We start from the raw sequence: 19,099 nt of genomic DNA, 5'->3' as shown, positions 1-19,099 counted from the left end.
AATCCTTGCCGCTCAATTGCCATCCGCCAAGGATTTTTCCTTAGGCCTGCCTGCCCAAAAAGAGGGAATGTCCGTCGCTATTGACAGCCTTACACAAAAGGTCGCTGTTCCTGAAGCACACCGAAAAGTTTACCCAAGCAAGGGAATCAGGCAAGGAAGGGTTTGCCTCCAATTCCTCCGCTCGCACTTTCCAGCCTAGGTAATGGTGCTGCAGAACAGCCAGCGTGCCGCCCATGGGCCCCAAGTGGATGCCTTCGGCGGTGCCTTTGTCCTCCGGGGACCAATCCACCTGCTGCGCCTCCCAAAAGAAGTCCCAGGAAGTGGCCAAGTCAAAATGGGCATAGGCGCCCGCGTACACCACCCTGGAAAGGGTGGACTCGTGCGAGGTGAAAGAAAGATGCCGCTCCAACGTGCGCAGCAGTAAGTCCTCGTCCATATGATAGCCTAGCTGGTCCAGCAATGAGATTACCTCCGCGGGGCTGAAAAGATACAGGAGCAGGGGCGTGTCCGCCTGTTTGGCTACCCGGTACCGCTGCACCGAATCTCCCATTGCTTCCAGCGCCCAATCCAGCCGCTCCTTCCCGTGCTTTACTCTAAATTCCTCAATGTCAAATTCCCTAAGCTGATCAAACCCCTCAAATTGACATAGGGTACCGTCTGGGTTAAAAACGATGCGCATCTTTCGGCTGATGGTGTCCCACAACTCAAACTCTTCAGGGGTAAGCTTCAGCTTATCCTGCAACTCCTGCTGGCGGTTGGGAGGGAGTTGCCCCAGGAGTGGCTCGGCTTGGCTGAGCACCCAAACCGCCATCACATTGGTGTAGGTGTTGTTGCTTAGGCCCGGTTTCTGGGTCTGCGGGTGCAGGGTGTGGTACTCATCCGGACCGGCCACCCCATGGATCTCGTACCTTCCTGTGGCTGGGTTGAGTTGGGCGATACTGGCCCAGAAGCGGGCGATCTCCAGAAACAGCTCGGCCCCGCACTCCGCCAGGAACTCCTCATCCCCGGTGACCTGCACGTAGTACCAGACGTTGTAGGCGATGATGGCCCCGATGTGGCGCTGTAGGCAGGTATGGTCTTCCATCCAACGGCCGGAAAGCAGGTTCAGCTGGAAAGAGGGTGTTTCCTCATGCCCGTCGCTGGCGCTGCGCCAGGGAAACATGGCCCCCGCATAGCCGTCCTGTTGGGCCATCTGCCTGGCGGCCCCTAGCCTCCGGTAGCGGTACCGCAGCAGGGAGCGGGCGGATTCCGGAAAATGGAACGTGAGGAACGGAAACACAAATAACTCATCCCAGAACACCTGCCCGTTGTACTCCTCGCCCTGCCAGCCGCTGGGGGCCACCCCGGCATCAATCCCCACCGTATGCGGGGAGAAGTTCTGCAGGATCTGGAAGATATGCAGCCGGAAGAAACGCAGTTGCTGCTGGTCCTCTGTCTCGAACTGGCATTTGCGCCAGAGATGCTCCCAAGCCTTTGTATGGGCCTCCAACAGCTTTTCAAACCCGGATGCCAGCTGGAGAGACTTGCAGGCTTTGGGCCGGCATTCCTCCGGGGGGTAGTTGAGGGAAGAGTAAAGAGCGGCTATTTTCTCGATGGCCACACATTCACCTTCTTCCAGAGGTACCTGGTAATAGGTGAACACTTGGTCAGGCTCCAATTTCTCTTCCCGAGTAAGGTCCGCCTGCAACTCACCTTTCCGTACCTGCGTGCGGGCGGCCAGAGCAATGGTGGTCTTGGATTGGGAAGTGCTGGAGAGAAGCTCCATGCCGTCCTCGCCCCAGACCCCGGCATGAGAGACCTGCAGGTGGTGCCGGTTGTAGGGAGAGTACCTTTTCACCTTGTTGTTGAAGACACGCCCGTCTAAGCCAGAGGCCACCTCGAGGGTGCCTGTCCAATTCTTGGCGGTTACTTCAAGGGCCAACCCCATCAGATGAGGGTCAGCCATGCTCACGAACCGACGCTCGTTCAGCAAGGTCTCTTGTCCTTGGCCATCAGTGAATAGCACTTGCCGGGTGAGCAGACTCTGCTGTAGGTCCAGGGTTTGGCTGTAGGTCTGTATGGTGACTTTCTCCAGAGAGAACCAATCGCCGCCGTTCACCTTAAAGGAAAGGGGCAACCAGTTGGGCAGGTTCACCATGGATTCGTTCCGCACGTCCTTTCCCTGGATATGGGTGGTCAGCTCGTTGTAGCAGCCCACCAGGTACGTACCCGGATAGTGGATCGGATCATCTTTGGACTCCGGAGCCGCGGCCCTGGACACCAATAACCCGTTGCCAAGAGCCAGGAGGGACTCGCGGCGCCCTTCGTCCTCGGGATCATAGTGGTCAAAATGGATGCACCAGGCATTTACCGATTTCTTGTCAATGCCCATCAAAGCTCCTGGATTTTTCCGAAAACCTGGTCAAAATAGTGACCTATCTGCTCCCTGTTGGGATAAGCTGGCTGGGAGCCATACCCCGTGATAGCCGCCAAGGAAGCGGAGGAGGCAAAGCAGGCCGCCTCCTTTAAGGGGCGATTCTCCAGCACCGCAACAGAGAGCGCCCCCGCAAAGGCATCGCCGGCCCCGGTGGTGTCTACCGCTTCCGCCGGAACAGGGGGAATGTGCAGGATAAATTCCTTCGTTGCCGCCACGCAGCCCCCGTCCTTCATCTTTACCAGCACATTGGCCACGCCCTCCTCCCTTAATTTCAAGGCGGCCTTTTTTGCGTTTTCCACGGAGTCTGGCAGAATACCGGTTAGGCCTTCTGTCTCGGAGTCGTCAGGTACCAGGTAATCGACCTGGGAGAGGAGTTTCCGGTCTACCCGGTCGTAGGGCGAGGGGTCAAGGATGACCGGGAAGTTCCTTTTTTTGGCGGCCTTGATGGCTCTCACCACGATGAAAGCGGCTACCTCGTAATCCACCACCAGGACTGATCCCTCCGGTGCCTGCTCAAGGGCCTCCTGCACCCCGTCCGCGTCGCTCTCTTCCCAAACATCGTTGGCATTGGGAGCCAGTATGATCTGTTTCTTCCCGTCTGGGGAAACAGCGATCATGGATACCCCGGTAGGTTGGTTTTTAACGGATTTTACCCCTTCTAAGTCAATTCCCTTCTCCCGGAGTGGCCTTAAGGCCTGCTCCTGCAGGTCATCATCGCCCACGTGCGCGATCAGGGAGGCGGAAGCCCCCAAATGACAAGCCAAAAAGGCCACGTTAGCTCCTTTCCCTCCGCTGAGCCGCAGGAAGTCATGCCCTAGCAGGGTGGTCGTATTCCCCGGCTTCTCATCTACCCGGACCTGGAAATCTGCGTTGACGCTACCCAGTGAAATTATTGTGCCTTGAGCCATAAAAGCATTTTAAAAAGCATCTTGCTTAATTTGGGGGTGACTGATCTTTGTATTCCCTCGGAAAGCCAAACACGGTTGCACTAGCAACTGCTACGGATATTTCAGCGCTTATGTTCATAAAGGCCTTTGCCTTGGTTTTAGGTTGATTTCGGATACTCGTTCTAGAAGCACCTGTTCCCTTCCTGATGTCGTTGGACGTTAATCCAGAACCCTAGCCAGTATCTTGGACTTAGCCGTACTGCGGAATACGATGGACTGCGATAATTAAGATATTCAATGTCCCCGGGGAATGTCTTCTTAGGGTCTAAGCTTGCGCCCTAGTACCATATCAAGCATGTCATTATGCAAGCGGACACTGCTAGTTTATCGTCGTAGCATGGGGCGGCTCGGTATCACAGACCTGCTGTTCTACAGTCGGATGCACTGCCAGCAGCCTTACTAGGGGAAAAAATATGTATGGCGGATTTCAGTAAAAACGCCAAGGACCGCCGCCGCAAAAAAAAACATCATCAGCCTGGTGAACGGGCGAACAAGCGGACTCCAGTTAAAAGTCTAGAACATGGCTTCTTGGCATCAGTTACCGGTAAGCTTTTGCTTTACGAAGGGGTGAGCTCCCCCTTGGAGTATCAAAACCACTAACCGTAGTTGGAACCCATCAGCGGGTTTCTTCCATATCCTCTAGTTGCTAAGTAGAGGATATTTGTATCGTGTGCAGCCTTGAAGATTTACCTACCTATTATTCCAGTTTACATCTGTTCAGATTTTCATTTAAACGATCGTATAAATGAAAATCCGGTTCTTCCCCTGACCCCACCATAAACCCCCGGTTTTCCCTTTCAGGATTGCCTTTTGTTTAAACAAATTTCATATATTGGGACTTTATTGAGTTTCTTGAAAAATGGCAAAGATAGGGTACGCGCGCGTCTCCACGGTAGACCAAAAGTTGGACCGGCAGGTAGATGCCCTGGAGAAATACGGCTGTGAGCAGATCTTCCAGGAGAAGGTCACCGGGCGCAAGGCAGACCGGCCCGAGCTGACCCAGTTGCTAAAAGTACTCCGGAAGGGGGACCAGTTGGTCATCTACAAACTCAACCGTTTGGGCCGGAACTTCAACCACCTCATCAAGCTGATGGGGGAGCTGGAGGAAAGGGGCATTGACCTGGTCAGTTTGACGGATGCCATCGACACCAGCTCCAGCATGGGTCGCTTCATTTTCCGCATGTTCGCCTCCCTGGCCGAGCTGCAGGCTGACTGGATCAAGGAGGACACCTCCCCAGGCCTCGCCTCGGCCCGGGCACGGGGGAGAAAGGGGGGGCGTACCCCCGGCTTGTCAGAGAAGGCCAAACGGAAGGCCTCCAGCGCGTCCAAGCTTTACAAGGCGGGCAGCACCATCACGGAGATCCAGGAGGCGCTGCAGATCCGCAGCACCGCTACCATCTACAAATACCTCCGGCTGGAGGGAATCGAAATTAAGGGCTGGGAAAAGTCTACCACCAACACAAAGGGCACGGCATATGTCAACAGTTGATAAGAAAGGCAAGGGCAACAAAAGGACGGGGGTGGTGAAACTGCCGGATACCATGACCTGGATCAAGCAGCCCAACAAGGTCACCAAGATGGGGTATGACTTTACCGTCCTGCAGCTCCGGGTCTTCCTGTCGATCCTGGTGGAATTGCAGGGCCACATGGAAGAGGTGATCCAAGGCAAGGAGGTAGAGCAACTGAACCTGTTCCAGCGCAGCAAGGGTGACAGCATCCGCTTGACCATTCCCATCAAGAAGTTCGGGGTAACCCCCGATAAATACAATGAACTCAAGATGGCGATGCGCAAGATCGCCGCCATTCCCGTGGAGCTGGATGCCCGGGACCCGGAATCGGGCAAAGAGTACTGGGTGGTCAAGGGCCTGTTCACGGCCTACATCCCGAAGGAGAAGTATTCCCGGGAAGTCATCATCGAAATCGAGAAACCCATTGCCAAGTATCTCCTGGACACCAAACCAGGCTGGTCCAAGTTCATGTACGAGATCGTGAACCAGTCCAACAACAAGTATACGTTTCGGATCTACATCCTCATCAGCAGCTGGAAACGGAAGGGTGGCCTGCGGATCCCGTATGCGGACTTCCGGAAGATGCTTGGCATCGGGGACCGGTATGCCGAGTACAAAGACCTGTACAAGCGGGTGATCAAGCCGGCTTACGATGAACTGTTTGAGAAGGCGGATTGCTGGTTTGAAATGGCGGAGGTGGAGAAAAAAGGGAAAGAGGTCACCCACCTCAACTTTAAGATCATCAAGATCATGACCGAGCAGGAGCGGAAGATCTATGATGCGAAAAGCGACCAGCTGATCAACTGGTGCAAGACGCACCACCAATTCAAGGACCACCACCTGAAGGCGTTGTATATGATCCTCAACGAGGAGACCATCAACCCGCTCCACACCAAAGCCGCCATGCTGACCGGGTCCATCGATACGGCCAAGGTAAAGAATGTGGCTGATTACGTGCTGAAAGCCCTGCAGAACGAGGTAGCGGCCTTTTTCGAAAGTGAAGATGTGGAGACGGAAGCGATCATGCTAGAGTAGGCATCCTTTCCCTTTCCTGGAAAGAACGAGGTTTCCTAATTGGAAAAGTTGCCTTTTTGTCCCCGATGCTGATTATGCCTTCAAAAGTAGACTCTGGCCATGGTCTCAGAGCTGGCCAGAGCCTTCCCAGCCTTTCTCTTTTCCTTTAAATCCGTCCACAGGAGCGTTCTAAAGTTGCCTTTTTGTCCCCCAAAGTGCCTGGAAAGGAAGGAATGTTACCTTTTTGTCCCCTGGAGGAAGGGTAAGAGCCTAAATGTTGCCTTTTCGTCCCCAAGTAACCCGTAATATGGAAGGTTGCCTTATTGTCCCCAGGGTAGCCTCTATACTATAAATGTTGCCTTTTGGTCCCCATGGCGACCCTACAGGAGGGAATGTTGCCTTATTGTCCCCAAGGGCAGCCAAAAAAGCGGGAATGTTGCCTTTTGGTCCCCTAAAGCCATAAGAAGAGCCGGAATGTTGCCTTTTTGCCCCCAAAATGTTGCCTTTTCGTCTCCCGAATGTTGCTTTCTTGTCCCTAAAATGTTGCCTTTTTGTCTCTAAAAACAGGGATAAGAAATTATAAGTCAACGAGTTACAGCCCGTACTACTTATCTACTATTTAACAACTATAATCTATTTCTCTTTTAGCGTACCTGAAATCAGATAAATCATTAAAGGAAAGGGAAAAAAAGGCGAAAACAACCGGCATTACCCTATTCTGGGAGCCTTATCTCCAAAGAAAACACGGAAAACAACATTTCTCCAGGCGAATGTTGCCTTTTTGTCCCCAAAACTACTGGAAGGGATTTTCGAAAGTTGCTTTTTTGTCCCCAGCTTTACACAAGCTTCTAATTATAAGGACTTTGTCTCCTTGCAAATGAATGAATGGATCAATTCACTGACGGGTGATTGGTTAGTTTTACAATTGGAAAGGTACTTCATCAAAAGGAAAGATGAGATAGAATTCTGATTAGTTAACCAGGTTAAACTTACAAGATGTATATATTTCCTTAAATCAGTTAATATAATATACAATGTAAAAAATTGAAAGTCAGGTACTTATAAATGTCTTATAATTTACCTTATGTTAAATAATATTAAAGATAATGAGCCCTCAGCCTCCCACCCAAAGACCATTGCGCAACCAGCTGTTGCGTGAATTTAGGACCGGAATGGGCGGAGGCGAGATTCCGCATCTGAAGCAGGTTCCGGTATGAGAACCCGTGTAGGTAATGAAGCTCCAATAAAGTATATCACACCTTCTTTTTCACTTTTGCCAGCTCGATAGCTTTGTGCAACCCCATCCTGGCCAGCAGGCGCAGGTGCGTCCAGCTCAATTGTGTACGCAGTGCGTTCACTATCTGGCCTTCCGGAAAAGTGTCCGCAACGCCTACACAATGCCACAGGTGGCGCTTGCCCCAGCCCCCTCCATAAGCCCTAGTAAGCCAAGAGGCCAGGGAGGATATTACTCGCTCCCGTACTTAACCCGCTGCTTGCCGAGCAGCTCCTGGTGGATGTACCAAATACTGCCTTTGCGTCTGCGATATTCATTTAGAATTGAGGAGGGTGCGGTTCATGTTTTCTCTCATGCCGCGCTGCTAAAAGATACTACCGCGCCAAGCTGCTAAGAATAGCTCACTTTCCATGTTTTCACAGAACAGTTCTTTCATCTCTTTTTCGACCTGTGCGTCGATTTCTTTGTCAGTTTATTGTATTAGATATTCTTCATGATAGGCGGCTCCTTTAGTGGGGGTTTATGGCCTTATATCATGTGCTTAACCGTTGGTCAAGTCTTCTATAAATAGCTAGTTTAAAGAAGATTAAAAATATTTAAAATTTATATACTTAAAACTTTAATATTGATTTATTGATGTATTTTTAGATTATTGAAAGATGAATAACTTTTTAATCTTTGATATGAAAACAACCTTTACAATTTTATTTTTAATTTTCTGCTTTGCCGGATTGGTGAATGCTCAAGACCTTGAAGTTAGATTAACAGATCCTCCCGCCGAACTCCCAGTTGTGAAACCTGTTGCAGTAACAACTCCGATTAGCAAAGCCGTTGAAAAAGTTGCGGAGAAAACTGAAAAAGCAGCTAAAAGAGCCGAAAAAGCCTTTAGTAGAGCTACAGCTGCAGCAGAATCAGGCGAATCAGTAGGTAAAGAAGATGAAGCCGATGAGGCTAAAAGGCTAGCTGCCAAAGCCCAATCAGCCTCTGATGAAGCCACAGCCGCCGCCACCGCTTTGAGAGCCAACCCAGATAAAAGCCATATCACTGAAGCTAAAAAGGCAATGAAAAAAGCTAATAAAACTGCAAAGGCGGCTCAGAAGGCGGCTGACGAAGCTTTTGATAAGCTGCTTGTAATAGATTTTCAAAAAAAACTTCCGCCTGAAATCACATTGGGTAATATCGAGGAAGGTGAGTTTTTTCGCATAAGAATAGACAGCATAAATCAAAATATATGGAAAGTTTCCCTTACTAAGTCAGATTCAGTATTAAGCAAACGCCAAGAGACCCCGACTTTTGGATCACTCCAACTTGACGTGTTAGCAAAGCTGATAGGCGGGATTGGCCCTTTTAGCTCAACTACGAGCTCGCCCCTAGTAGATCCTTCAGCTTTTAAAAAAATGGATATCTATGGAATAGATTTCGATGGCGTCGCTAAACGATATAGCGCAGTTGAAGACAGCATAAAAGCTGAAATGGAAAGGATAGATCAATATTCAGACGGACTTATATGGGCAACCCAATCAATAGATAACTTAAAGTTAGCAGTTTACGAAAGAAGATTGCAATCGTTAAAATTGAATAACCCCAGGAATGATGAATTTGATTTCACCAAAGCTTTGAAGTATGTCCAGCAAATCAGGACTCATTTATCACAGATGACTGAAGAAATTTCCAAAACCGAGAAAAGATATGAAGCTTTTTCGGAAAAGAACGCAACTTCAATTTCTGCAAATCCTGAGTTCGCTAAAGCAGACAAGATTATCAAGGAAAAATATGCGGGTTATGGAACAGCCCTGACTACTATTCAGGGATCAATTTCAGCTGATAAAACAAACGAGCTTCTAGCTCCGCTTGTGTCAATTGAGAACAATAAAATAAACTCATATACCTCCCTTCCTATACAATTTATGGGTGAGCAGACAAAGGTACAGCTAACCATCGTTCCAAGAAATGATGCCTTGAACCAACACAGCCATTCGATACCCATCACGTTCCCTACCGTTATGCGAAAATACATTTCGGCTGGAATGTCGTTTTATACAGCAAACATTTACGATAGGGCTTTCTCTACGACAGAAAACTTTAATCCTGCGGACTCCTCATCAACCTTCACCTTTGATAAAGAAAACGTTGATAAAGTTGAAATTGGATTGGCGGCTATGCTTCGGTTTGGCAAGAAAATAGGAGAAAAAAATAACTTTGGTTATCACGCTAGTATTGGAGCGGGCGTATCCGTGGCTAATAAAATAAAACCTAGAGGCTTGTTTGGGGGTGGCTTATCCTTTGGTAAAAAGCACATGCTTGCTTTGGACGGTGGTTTAATTGCAGGATATGTTGATAAGCACAGTGATAAAATAGTGGTGGGGGAATCGTATCCTAAAGTCCCTGGGAACCTCACCGTTTCAAGAATTGATACAGGATGGTTTCTCTCTATAGGCTATTTATACCAGTTTTAAAATACTTTAAAATTATCAAAGAGATCCCTTCAACTCTAATAGCCCTCTTTTCGAAAGTAAGGTATTATACGGCGTCATGTAGCCTTGCCAGTCTCTAGGTAGGCAGGACTGGATTCAAAAAGGTACCATGCCGTCGAAAATAACATAATTCGTCTGATCGCCTTTCCATTCCGTTTTATGAAGACGCTGCTCCGTAAATATGTTATTAGCCAATATAGTATCAATTGCATTCATGTAGAGTGAGTATCTTATTGCTGAATATTTTCCTTAAAGTGGTTAAAATCTATTTTATGGACGTAATTCTTTAAGTTTATTCATTTGAGTAGAATAATTTACCTTATGGTTTAAATTCAATCATTATTTTGAACACGGCTGTTATGCGTGCCCCCAGGAATGTGTTCTATAACATTAGTGATTTCATAATTGTTAACTACCATAGGTTTTTCCGATTGGTAATGTTCACGCTTTAATTTTAGATCCACAATAAAGACGTCATCTTTAGAAAAACGTCTGCCCTGATTGATGCTGTCGATGAATTGCTTGTCGCTAATTTTTGCACTTATTTTTTGTCCATCATAAAGAAAATACGACTCCTGCTCGGAATCAAAAGATAGCATAATAATACTTAGGGCTGCATTCTTAATTTCAAGTGTTTCTATGCGATTATCATTCAGTTCTTTTTGTACCGATATTTTCTCCTGAATATATTCTGGGTTTGCAAGCCTTTTCGTCTGTTTTTTAAGGAACTGATTAGGTTTAGACAACGCACTAAAATTTTTCCTCGGTATGCTTATAATTTCCATAGCTTCGGAATTAGCAATAACAAAACCTTCAATTGATTTGTCATTTTCTAGAACCTTAGAACTTTTCGCAATGGCCTTACTTACGACCGAATTGGTTGTATATATGTTATAAACAATATTATTGACCGTAATATTAGCGCCTTGCTGGTTTTGAATAGTTACTCCGTTATTGTTCGGGATTTCCTTTGCCGGTTCCTGCCCACCTATAAATACCGCAAAACCATATAATCCGCTTAAAATTGTAATAAGGTCAGCTGCATTTGTAAATTTTGAACTCGTAAGAGGTCCTGGTGTAGAGGATAAAAAGCGTCTTATTACCCTAAAATAAACATGAAAACTACCCTTCCTAAAACCCGTGATATGGACATTAACTGTAGAGTTTGACTCTAATTCTCGATTTACTTCTTGAATTATAGAGTTCATACTTATGAGAAAATTAGCCAATGTATTGGCATCTATCTCATGAAGATCACTGGCGAAGACTATTTTGAAATCATTGGTGTTTTCTAAATTAGCTATATTTTCTTCCATATATATAATAGTCATTGCCTAGAATCAATTATTATAGGCAATGAATGAAGGGGAATTGGAGTTAATATAATAATTGGTTTATTCGGCATCGATGAGCCGTTAGTTAAGCCTACATGCTGCGCCAGAGATCTAGCCTTGCAGCACCTTCCTAGAGTTGCACCTGATAAATATTTATAACTCTAAAATTTGCATATGTTGTTCCTTGCAGATCGACAACGACATCTTCTTTATAGCTTGTGTTGGCAACATCATAGAAATTGAGAGTTACCCTCATTGTGTTTGTTTGAACGTTCCCTACCTCGGCAGTGACATGGTGTATTACGAAACTTCTGGGATGCGACTCCAGCGCGGCAACGTGCTGTTGTACTTGCGGATTTGCTAAAACGTAATCAATTGCCTGTTTTACGGTATTTGTGTTCATCATTTGACAATTTTTATTTCCAATGTAATAATTAATGGGTGAAATGAAAATAAAGGCTCCACTACCCGGATAAGTAATATGCTGACTATATAGGATTAAGAATGATCCCGATCAGTCGAAATTTGACACTTCAAATCCCATATTCCTGAATATGACACCCTGATGAGGTTGGAGGATGTAAAGATGGTGGGTCGTAACTCTGCATATTTGGAAAAAGATGTATTTATGGAGTCTGTAGATTATCATATACAAGTTCTTCCAAATGTTTTTTAATACGGCATCTTTCTCTTTACCTATTCCGGCCAATCCATACACATCGGGGGTTTGTTGGGCATTAGTAATGAATTATATACGTACCGAGGATCTATCTAAAAAATATGTATAAGCTAATCACTACTCGTTCTTCACCTGTGCCAGCTCAATGGCCTTACTACTATTAAATTGCTTTTATCTCAGGTATGAGCAGTTGGAGAGAATACTGCCCTTGTGTATAGCCTTACCAAGGCTTCCTTTCTTCACTGATCGTAAAACCAGGAGGAGTAGGTTTAAAACTTTGGCTGTGTTCCTGTAGGGAATACTCCTTCATCTGGAACTCACGAAGCTCATTGATGTTGATCTCACCAGTGACGATGTGGATATGGTCTCCCCCCTTAATCCGTACGATGTCCTTAGTTTCTGTCATGGAAGGCTGGACTATGCGGCTGTCCCCCCAAGTGGAATCGTTCACCTGAATGACATAGGAATGGATATCCCTTGCTGCGGACTCTGAGATATTGGAAAAATACGTTGTATCTTTATTGTACTCCACTGCGACCACAAAATCTACGTTTCCCTTCAAAGGTGCCCTTTTGCTGATATCGGAGAATTCAAAGCAGTTGAACACACTGAAGGCAATCCCGTTCCAGTCGTAGATCCTTAACCTGTGACGTCTCCGCTCCTCCAAATCAGGTATTGAAAAGCCCTTGTGGCCTTTGATAAGCTTCTCCTCACTATGGGAATAGTCTCTTTTCAAACGTAGGTCCACGAAGGCGTTTCTGTATTTGCCATGTTTAAATGGCAAAATAGTCGCGACATAGTTCAGTACCTTCCCGTCTGAGCTTGTGACATGCTCTAACCCGCAGACTAAGGCCACATTGCTCTTCCTGACGAACTCCGTGATTGTACTCAGCCAGGAGAAAGGTACCGAAATCTCAGGGAAAACCACTATGTCTGATTTAGTCCTGAGAGCCTCATTTAAAATACAAAAGAGATCCAACTGTCTACTGAAGCTGATGTTAGGCTTGCCTAGGAAAGAATTTATAGAATCGGAAGGCTTTACTTTGATATTTGCCATACCCACTCTGAGTATCCCTTTGCCCGGTCTTTTACCTAAAGTGATGATTTTAAAGTCCTCGTCTTTGACGCTTTCTTTTTCATTTCCCTTCTGATGCTGGGGAAAACCTGCAAGGAATTGGTCTACACTCTCATCCTCTGCCTGTAATTCAACTTCGATCTGATCAATGGTGGATTCTATACTTGTCTTTTCTGCAGAGGAGCTCGGATATTCCTTGGCTCCGTCCTGGGTGGAACGGTTCAGTCTCCAATACTCCATGTTGATGAACTCCTCCTCAAAAACAGGTCCCAGCTTCTCCTGGTTGTGCCTAGTGGCAGCATAGAAAATGCAAACCTCGTGGTAGTGGATGAACCTTGGGGAAAATCTTATCTTAGGGGAATCTTCGTTTTCCAATTTTGGGTGGAATGAAAGAGTAAAGCTTGCATCCAGAAAATTAACCCTTGGGTTCTCCTCTGCCCCCACTATTTCGCAATAATTCAGCAAAGGGTAGGAAATGTAATTGTGCCTGAGCATGTTTGACTTGATAAGCCGCTCAGCTTTCCTCGTGATCAGTCCCAGTTGCCTCTTCAGCAGATTTGCAGCATATCCAGTGTGTTCCTTGAAGTCCCCTTCAAGGTACTTTATAACCTTTTCCTCAAATGCCTTGAGGTCTAAGGTTGCCGCCATGGCTAGGCTATCGAAAAGTTGAAGTACCAAGTCTCCCCTAACCCAAGAGCCTATTTGCTCTATTTCTTTAGCCTCTAGTTTTCCTTCCGGAGCATATTTTACTTTTTCAATTTCGGAGATAATGGCTTTGGTGAAGTCTATAACCTTATCATACTGCCGATTGATGATAAAGAATGTAAACACCTTCTCCCACATCCCATTCAGGTCGATACAGTTGACCCCCCTGAAGAACTCCTCAATATTCTCACATACTTTCCTGATCTTCCCGTCATCAAACGCGTGCGTGTTTTTGGACGAATTTATCAGGAAGCTTAAGTGCTTAGAAGCCTGCAGCCTGTCATAACGAAAGCCTTCTATAGCCCTTATCTTATTTATTGAGTCTGAATAGCTGATATGCGAAGAGGCTTTGTCGAATGAATCCATTAGACTGTCCTCTTCCGGTAACATCCGGAATTCACTACTGTTCTTTCGGATGTTCTCCTCAAATTCTTCAAGCAAGCTTAAAGGCTCATCCTTTTGAAAGTTGAATAGTTTCACCTTTGATTGTTGGAAGGTGAGTTTATTCCCCTTATAGTCAATACTGAATACAGTATCTTCAGGACTTCCCTCCCCTCCCTTTGCCTCATCTACCTTCAGGCAACCCTCGCTGTTATCCAAAGGCTGCTGGATGAATCTTTTCACAAAAGAGGCCACCGGGTCTGTTTGTTTTTCCAAGTCGGAGGGCGACTTGAAAACAAGCATAATATCATCTACATACCTCCCATAGAAATATGGGTTCACAAAGTCTTCTATGCACTGGTCAAAATCTTTGAGGTAGTGGTTTGCAAGGATACTTGAGGACACTAGCCCAACAGGCAGAATGCGCCTGGGTTCCCTGATAAGGCCCTCCTCAAAAAGACAGTCGGCATATTTTTGATGGATATCAGCAAGCTTCCTATTCAGCCATTCATCGAAAGAACCCCCTTGAGTTGGGATTTCTTTTGAAAGGTCAAAATCAACCGAATGGTAGAAGTCCTTAAGGTCCAGGTTCAAGATAGCTGTGTTCAGCCCCTGCTGGTGTAACGCCTTGGCTTTAGATATGGTCTCATTTCGCCAACTTGAATACCGTTCAAAGTATTTTTGAAAAAGACGGATACCGTTCCCGTAAAATTCCTCATCTGTATTTCTGTGCAGCCTGTTCGCAAAGCAGGAGTCAGCCAAGTCTTTGTCAAGCTTGTGGCCAAGCCGCATCACCCAAAGGACAGAAAGAATGTGGAGCTCGACAGGGCATTCTATAAAGGTGGTGAGCCGGGGGCAGGTATATGACTCGCTGCTCCTTTTGTTGGAAAAAAACACACCCTCGAACTTACTCTCCTCCGCCCCCTTCAACTGCTTCGGATAGCAAGCGAAGCTTATCCTCTCAATTTTACTATCAACGAAACTGTCATCGCACGAAGCTATTTTACTCGCGAGGATTCTTAACTTTTTGTCAATCCCTAAAGCCTCATATCTAGCCAACTGCAAACGGAGAGGAAGGGAGTAATTCTCGTTGTATATAAGGGACTTGAATTTACGGTAAGCTGTTATAATCTCGTCATTGGCCTCTCCTATCGTAAGCCGCTCTATTTTCCTTTCGTTTTGCATCTAATCTTGAACTACTTAATCCCTTGTTGAGAAATATGGTGAACACCGCTATTTTAGTAGGGACATACTATATTATTCCAAGTAAATGGGGGAATAGATATGAGCCAGTGTTTAAGGTTGGGCTAGCACGATAGGAAACACATATAACCCTTACCCTAAACAAAGAGAGGCATGCCTGCTGCTGCAGCAATTCAACTACAAACTACAAAAAGATGTAGTTAAATATAGTATAATGCTATATTATTTAAAATTTTTATCCTGCTCTCCTTCTCCAGTACGACCTTAATGCAGGAGGGTAAGTCCTCTGAGGAATCAATACCCAAGCCTATGGGATCCTGAATCACTGACAAATCCGATTCAAGCCATTGCTTTTTATTTTATTTGACTAACGCACTTCTGGGTTTATAATATATAATAGAGGCCAGGTTGGATTGCTAGACAGGATTAATACACCTCAAAGGGAGCTCCATATACTAGAATCCCCCCAGCTAAGAATTGTATGCTTCTGCAAGAACCGGAGAAAGGTGGTTCGCTACACCCGGGACCGGACCGGTAGCTTAGCCAGAGACGAGACAATAGCGCTCATAGATTCGCTTCACCTGCACGGCTTGGAAAACCCCTCCCTTGCTCGCCTTGAAACCGGACTGGTTCAGTTTGCCGGCGATGGTCACCCAAGTGGCCCCCTGCTCCCTGTAAAGGCGGATCAGCTCCGCGGCCCTCCGGTTGTTTTCGTTAGCGGCCGCTTTCCTCTTGATCGCCTCCACGCCGAGCCCTCGGCCGACGTCGGTCAGGTTCTCCAAGTTGCCCAGTTTCCTGCCCCTTGCTTTCAGGGCCTGCAGCGCCGCCTTGGTGCGCTTGCTGATCTGCTCCCGCTCGTGCTGGGCCATGGTCCCCCAGATTCCGATGTTGAGCGTGTTCATCTCGGGGATGTCTAGGCACAGCCAGCTAATGCTGTTACGCTCCACCCGCTTCTTGAGCTGGAAGAGGAAAGCCACCTCCCGGCTCAGGCGGTCCAGCTTGGCGATGATCAGGGTGGCCTCATGCCGCTTGGCCGCCAGGATCGCCTGCTCCAGGAGCGGGCGGTCGTCATTCTTGCCCGACTCCTGCTCGGTGAACTCCTGCAGGATGCCGCACGGGTCCTTGGCATAGGAGATGACGGCTGCCCGCTGGGCCTCCAAGCCAAGCCCGCTCCTGCCCTGCTTGACGGTGGACACCCGGTAATAGGCGATATATTTATGATACTCCATAGCTTGAAACCCCTCCCTCCCTTATGTTCCACGCGAAGATAGTGTTATTTTACAGATCAGTAACGTCCATTCCTGATTTGTAAAATAACTTAAAATTTTCTCAATATTAATCTTATCATATGTTTGTGAAGGAGTATTGACTTGTAGTAAAGAGCAAAGAGGACCATTCTTGATTTTTTAATTGGTCGTGGAACATTTACTTATAGAGTGGTTCTATAAAAATTATCAAGGATATAGAAAGGTGCTGCCTATCTAGGAGTGTCTAAACTCCAAGGCAGAAATGGGAAATGGGTTTTAAATCGTAATTCAATAAAGCAGCTCAACTGGATAAAGCATTCTGCTGCAAATCAGAAAGTTTGGGGTTCGTCTTCCTGCGCGACCACTCATTAATCAGTCACTTACGATATAAAACTTGTAAGTGGTTTTTTTGTTTGCACACAATTTGCACACCTTTACTACATATTTTATTTAACTGAGCAAAATTATGCATTTGAATAAACCTAACGATGCAGCCTTCAATTACGAAGATCTTGCACGAGCAGCTTTTGATTGTAATTCCAAATATTGTGACCCTTTTGGGTATGCTGCGCAGGATATTTTTGGAGGCTTTGTACATGAAAACAATCCAGAAAAATTTTTCAGTAGCCAACGAGCCTTGACAACAGTGCTCACTGTTCTTGTCTACAGGTTCCCTAAAACGGAACACACAGAACAACTCAGAAAATTGATTGATAGAACATGGGAAGCAAAAACGCAAAGAGAAGCTATTGATATAATTGATGAGGCAATAGAAATAGCTAATCAACTGGGTTTGTAATAATATGGCCTGCTAAATTTAGCAGGCCATATTATTTATTCTAATAGAGCTTTCATCAAGCAGTCTCTCAAATCAGTGTAATATTGAATATTAATTTTCGTAATCATATCATCCGAAAGATCATTTAACTGCCTTCTGGAATTCAAAGGTATTAGCAAAGTTGTGGCTCCCTTCTCTACAGCCAATTCAGCTAAGTTTACAGCATTATAAACTAAATCTGTAGAGCCACCCAGATTAAGGTGCCCAACTATCACTAAACCGCCTTTAAGACTTCGCTCCAAAAGAGCACTACAAAGAGACACCAGAACTCCCATGCCTACCCCACTTCCAGATTTAGACGCATCAAAGGATCTGAGTTGCACGGAGAATTCATGACTGCGCGAATCTCTATCTCCCACCAACTCCTTAGTCTTACTATAAAGGTTTTGCTCAGCGATTCTTACACTCTCTTGAAATTGGGCAGGTGCAGGTCTATTTAGAATTTTCACACCACTGCCTGGACCAACATTTACTTCTATCTTATATAAGCCTGCTGGTTCGTCTTGGCTGCTGGTATTAATGGTCCATACTTGCCCTGGTGGCTGAGGGTCTTCTCCAATAGTATTCTCACTATGAAGCTCGGGGGTAGTGACAAAGGTTTCAACCCCTTCTAGACCAATTCTGTAACTGAAATGGGTATTCCGGAATTCAGCTGACCCAATGCGTTTTTGCTGTTCCTTTACTCTTCGTCTATATTCTAGAGAAACTTTTACAGCCCATTCTAAAAGCTCATCAGAAATAGGTTCTTCAGGATTTGGCTGCATGAGTTTTAAGAGCCCATTCATGGTCTTATAGACAGCCGTGGTATCTCTACCACTCATTGCTCCTCCAAAATCAACTCTTGGTAAAACAGAAGATATCCGGCTGTTGTCCCTAAGTCTTGTCCAGCACTCAGCTAAAAAGTCACTCACCAAGCCAAAATGGTCCGTAAAGTAGGCCTTGTTTAGTTTGGGGAAATCCCACCCCGGAACAAAGGCGTGTATACGGTCCATAAAGGCGGTATCATCGCGCATCTCCGGAGGCAAGGGTCCAAACAAATGACCTACGCGTTGCTGGTGCTCTACATCTACATCAAAGTTACCAACTAACACCACGCCTCCATCAGCTCTAATAGGCTCCTTCCCCCTGCTGAACTCACCGCTCTCCATGTAGCCCTTCATGATGTTTACTCCATCTTTTTGGTCAAAGGAAACCCCGGAGACTTCATCAAAGCAGACCACATCATACTTGCAAACCAAGCCGCGTTCGCCGCTGCCTAAGTTCACAAACATTTTAGAAACCGTTGTCTTACCTCCAGACACAAGATGCGAGTAGGGAGAAATCTGCTGGTATAGGTGGGATTTGCCAGTTCCCCTGGGCCCAAGTTCAACGGCATTGTAATTCCGCTCCACAAAAGGGATCATGCGTACAAGTAGCACATTTTTGGCTCTCTCAGATAGAGCAGTAGGCTCCATGCCTACACTCCTAATCAGAAAGTCCTTCCATTCTTCTAGTGTAAAAGACTGCCTACCTTGGTAAAGCGTTTCCACAACATTCCGTTGCGACAGTTGTATTGGCCTCAAACTGGTAATACCAAAGGGGCGACCGTTATTCTCCTGGGCAATGGCGTTATCATATTCTACCTCCAGCTCAGCATAAAACCCACCTGTCAACATTCTATCGTTTGCACTTACCATCTCAGGGGAAATGCGGATGTTATTCAGGCGTAGGCTAGGTAAGTAAGCAACATAGCTATCTGTGCGGGAATCAAGCTTAGCGGTGATGATGTCAATGATCTTGATAGACCCTTTTTCCCTTGCTTTAGACTTGAAATACTCTTCCTCCCCAGGCCGGACGGTTCTATCCTGTAGCTGGCGTTTTACAATTTCAAGGCCCTCCTGAATCTCCTCTTCATTTGTAGTAGCACAGTACCTACCAAGCAAGAATTCAATCACATAAGTTGGAACAGGGTATGTTTTCCTAAATTGTTCCAGTAAATCCTTCCTAACAATATACCCTTCAAATGCTTCTGAGGCAATCCGGTCTATTTTATCCAATTCCATAG

At 46.2% G+C, this 19,099-nt stretch carries 13 protein-coding genes; 5 read left to right on the top strand and 8 right to left on the bottom strand.

Annotation, left to right across the window (positions count from 1 at the left end):
• Window positions 1-40: 40 nt before the first annotated feature.
• Both HHO50_RS18550 and HHO50_RS18545 read right to left on the bottom strand, forming a co-directional pair.
• On the bottom strand, window positions 41-2,371 hold the full coding sequence (locus HHO50_RS18550) for a glycoside hydrolase family 65 protein (protein WP_255478818.1): 2,331 nt from the start codon (window positions 2,369-2,371) through the stop codon (window positions 41-43).
• Window positions 2,371-3,324, bottom strand: coding sequence for a ribokinase (locus tag HHO50_RS18545; RefSeq protein WP_181308281.1), 954 nt, complete (start codon window positions 3,322-3,324; stop codon window positions 2,371-2,373). The genes HHO50_RS18550 and HHO50_RS18545 overlap by 1 nt, the downstream gene beginning before the upstream one ends.
• A 456-nt stretch (window positions 3,325-3,780) precedes the next feature.
• Here HHO50_RS18545 and HHO50_RS18540 point away from each other — a divergent pair, with 456 nt between their 5' ends.
• The 3 genes from HHO50_RS18540 (at window position 3,781) to HHO50_RS18530 (ending at window position 5,906) form a co-directional block, all read left to right on the top strand.
• Entirely contained in the window at window positions 3,781-3,963 is a 183-nt protein-coding gene (locus HHO50_RS18540) for a hypothetical protein (protein ID WP_181308279.1), read from the top strand.
• Between the two features lie 259 nt (window positions 3,964-4,222).
• Window positions 4,223-4,852 (top strand): recombinase family protein, encoded by a 630-nt coding sequence (locus tag HHO50_RS18535; protein ID WP_181308277.1) that lies wholly within the window; start codon window positions 4,223-4,225, stop codon window positions 4,850-4,852.
• Window positions 4,839-5,906 (top strand): replication initiation protein, encoded by a 1,068-nt coding sequence (locus tag HHO50_RS18530; protein WP_123128130.1) that lies wholly within the window; start codon window positions 4,839-4,841, stop codon window positions 5,904-5,906. Before HHO50_RS18535 ends, HHO50_RS18530 begins: the two co-directional genes overlap by 14 nt.
• Window positions 5,907-7,138: 1,232 nt before the next feature.
• Here the strand turns inward: HHO50_RS18530 and HHO50_RS21605 are convergent.
• Window positions 7,139-7,351, bottom strand: a complete 213-nt coding sequence (locus HHO50_RS21605) for a hypothetical protein (RefSeq protein WP_181308382.1) — start codon at window positions 7,349-7,351, stop codon at window positions 7,139-7,141.
• A gap of 427 nt (window positions 7,352-7,778) precedes the next feature.
• Here HHO50_RS21605 and HHO50_RS18520 point away from each other — a divergent pair, with 427 nt between their 5' ends.
• Window positions 7,779-9,575 carry a hypothetical protein gene (locus HHO50_RS18520; protein WP_181308275.1) on the top strand — a complete coding sequence of 599 codons (1,797 nt, stop codon included), beginning with the start codon at window positions 7,779-7,781 and terminating at the stop codon, window positions 9,573-9,575.
• A gap of 350 nt (window positions 9,576-9,925) precedes the next feature.
• Here the strand turns inward: HHO50_RS18520 and HHO50_RS18515 are convergent, their stop codons facing one another.
• From HHO50_RS18515 to HHO50_RS18500, 4 genes are all read right to left on the bottom strand, one after another.
• Window positions 9,926-10,909 carry a hypothetical protein gene (locus HHO50_RS18515; protein ID WP_181308273.1) on the bottom strand — a complete coding sequence of 328 codons (984 nt, stop codon included), beginning with the start codon at window positions 10,907-10,909 and terminating at the stop codon, window positions 9,926-9,928.
• Between the two features lie 148 nt (window positions 10,910-11,057).
• A complete protein-coding gene (locus tag HHO50_RS18510) occupies window positions 11,058-11,333 on the bottom strand; it encodes a hypothetical protein (RefSeq protein ID WP_181308271.1) in 276 nt (91 codons plus the stop codon).
• A gap of 493 nt (window positions 11,334-11,826) precedes the next feature.
• Complete coding sequence (locus HHO50_RS18505; protein ID WP_181308269.1) at window positions 11,827-14,952, bottom strand: RNA-directed DNA polymerase; 3,126 nt, start codon at window positions 14,950-14,952, stop codon at window positions 11,827-11,829.
• A gap of 557 nt (window positions 14,953-15,509) precedes the next feature.
• Entirely contained in the window at window positions 15,510-16,199 is a 690-nt protein-coding gene (locus tag HHO50_RS18500; RefSeq protein ID WP_181308267.1) for a recombinase family protein, read from the bottom strand.
• A 484-nt stretch (window positions 16,200-16,683) separates the two neighbouring features.
• On the opposite strand from HHO50_RS18500, the gene HHO50_RS18495 reads away from it, so the two are divergent.
• Window positions 16,684-17,016 carry a hypothetical protein gene (locus tag HHO50_RS18495; RefSeq protein ID WP_181308265.1) on the top strand — a complete coding sequence of 111 codons (333 nt, stop codon included), beginning with the start codon at window positions 16,684-16,686 and terminating at the stop codon, window positions 17,014-17,016.
• 35 nt (window positions 17,017-17,051) lie between these two features.
• Here the strand turns inward: HHO50_RS18495 and brxL are convergent, their stop codons facing one another.
• Window positions 17,052-19,097 carry a protease Lon-related BREX system protein BrxL gene (gene brxL / locus HHO50_RS18490; protein ID WP_181308263.1) on the bottom strand — a complete coding sequence of 682 codons (2,046 nt, stop codon included), beginning with the start codon at window positions 19,095-19,097 and terminating at the stop codon, window positions 17,052-17,054.
• Window positions 19,098-19,099: the final 2 nt, after the last annotated feature.

It is taken from the genome of Rufibacter sp. XAAS-G3-1 (assembly GCF_013623775.1).
GTDB lineage: Bacteria > Bacteroidota > Bacteroidia > Cytophagales > Hymenobacteraceae > Nibribacter.
The sequence above is the reverse complement of the archived record's forward strand: the minus strand, read 5'-3'. Positions and strand labels throughout refer to the sequence as shown.

What these genes read in the sequence shown, in the direction of transcription:
- HHO50_RS18515 (WP_181308273.1), bottom strand. Translation starts at nt 10,909, where the DNA reads ATGGAAGAAAATATAGCTAATTTAGAAAACACCAATGATTTCAAAATA.
- HHO50_RS18545 (WP_181308281.1), bottom strand. Translation starts at nt 3,324, where the DNA reads ATGGCTCAAGGCACAATAATTTCACTGGGTAGCGTCAACGCAGATTTC.
- HHO50_RS18530 (WP_123128130.1), top strand. Translation starts at nt 4,839, where the DNA reads ATGTCAACAGTTGATAAGAAAGGCAAGGGCAACAAAAGGACGGGGGTG.
- HHO50_RS18510 (WP_181308271.1), bottom strand. Translation starts at nt 11,333, where the DNA reads ATGATGAACACAAATACCGTAAAACAGGCAATTGATTACGTTTTAGCA.
- HHO50_RS18500 (WP_181308267.1), bottom strand. Translation starts at nt 16,199, where the DNA reads ATGGAGTATCATAAATATATCGCCTATTACCGGGTGTCCACCGTCAAG.
- HHO50_RS18520 (WP_181308275.1), top strand. Translation starts at nt 7,779, where the DNA reads ATGAATAACTTTTTAATCTTTGATATGAAAACAACCTTTACAATTTTA.
- brxL (WP_181308263.1), bottom strand. Translation starts at nt 19,097, where the DNA reads ATGGAATTGGATAAAATAGACCGGATTGCCTCAGAAGCATTTGAAGGG.
- HHO50_RS18495 (WP_181308265.1), top strand. Translation starts at nt 16,684, where the DNA reads ATGCATTTGAATAAACCTAACGATGCAGCCTTCAATTACGAAGATCTT.
- HHO50_RS18505 (WP_181308269.1), bottom strand. Translation starts at nt 14,952, where the DNA reads ATGCAAAACGAAAGGAAAATAGAGCGGCTTACGATAGGAGAGGCCAAT.
- HHO50_RS18550 (WP_255478818.1), bottom strand. Translation starts at nt 2,371, where the DNA reads ATGGGCATTGACAAGAAATCGGTAAATGCCTGGTGCATCCATTTTGAC.
- HHO50_RS18540 (WP_181308279.1), top strand. Translation starts at nt 3,781, where the DNA reads ATGGCGGATTTCAGTAAAAACGCCAAGGACCGCCGCCGCAAAAAAAAA.
- HHO50_RS18535 (WP_181308277.1), top strand. Translation starts at nt 4,223, where the DNA reads ATGGCAAAGATAGGGTACGCGCGCGTCTCCACGGTAGACCAAAAGTTG.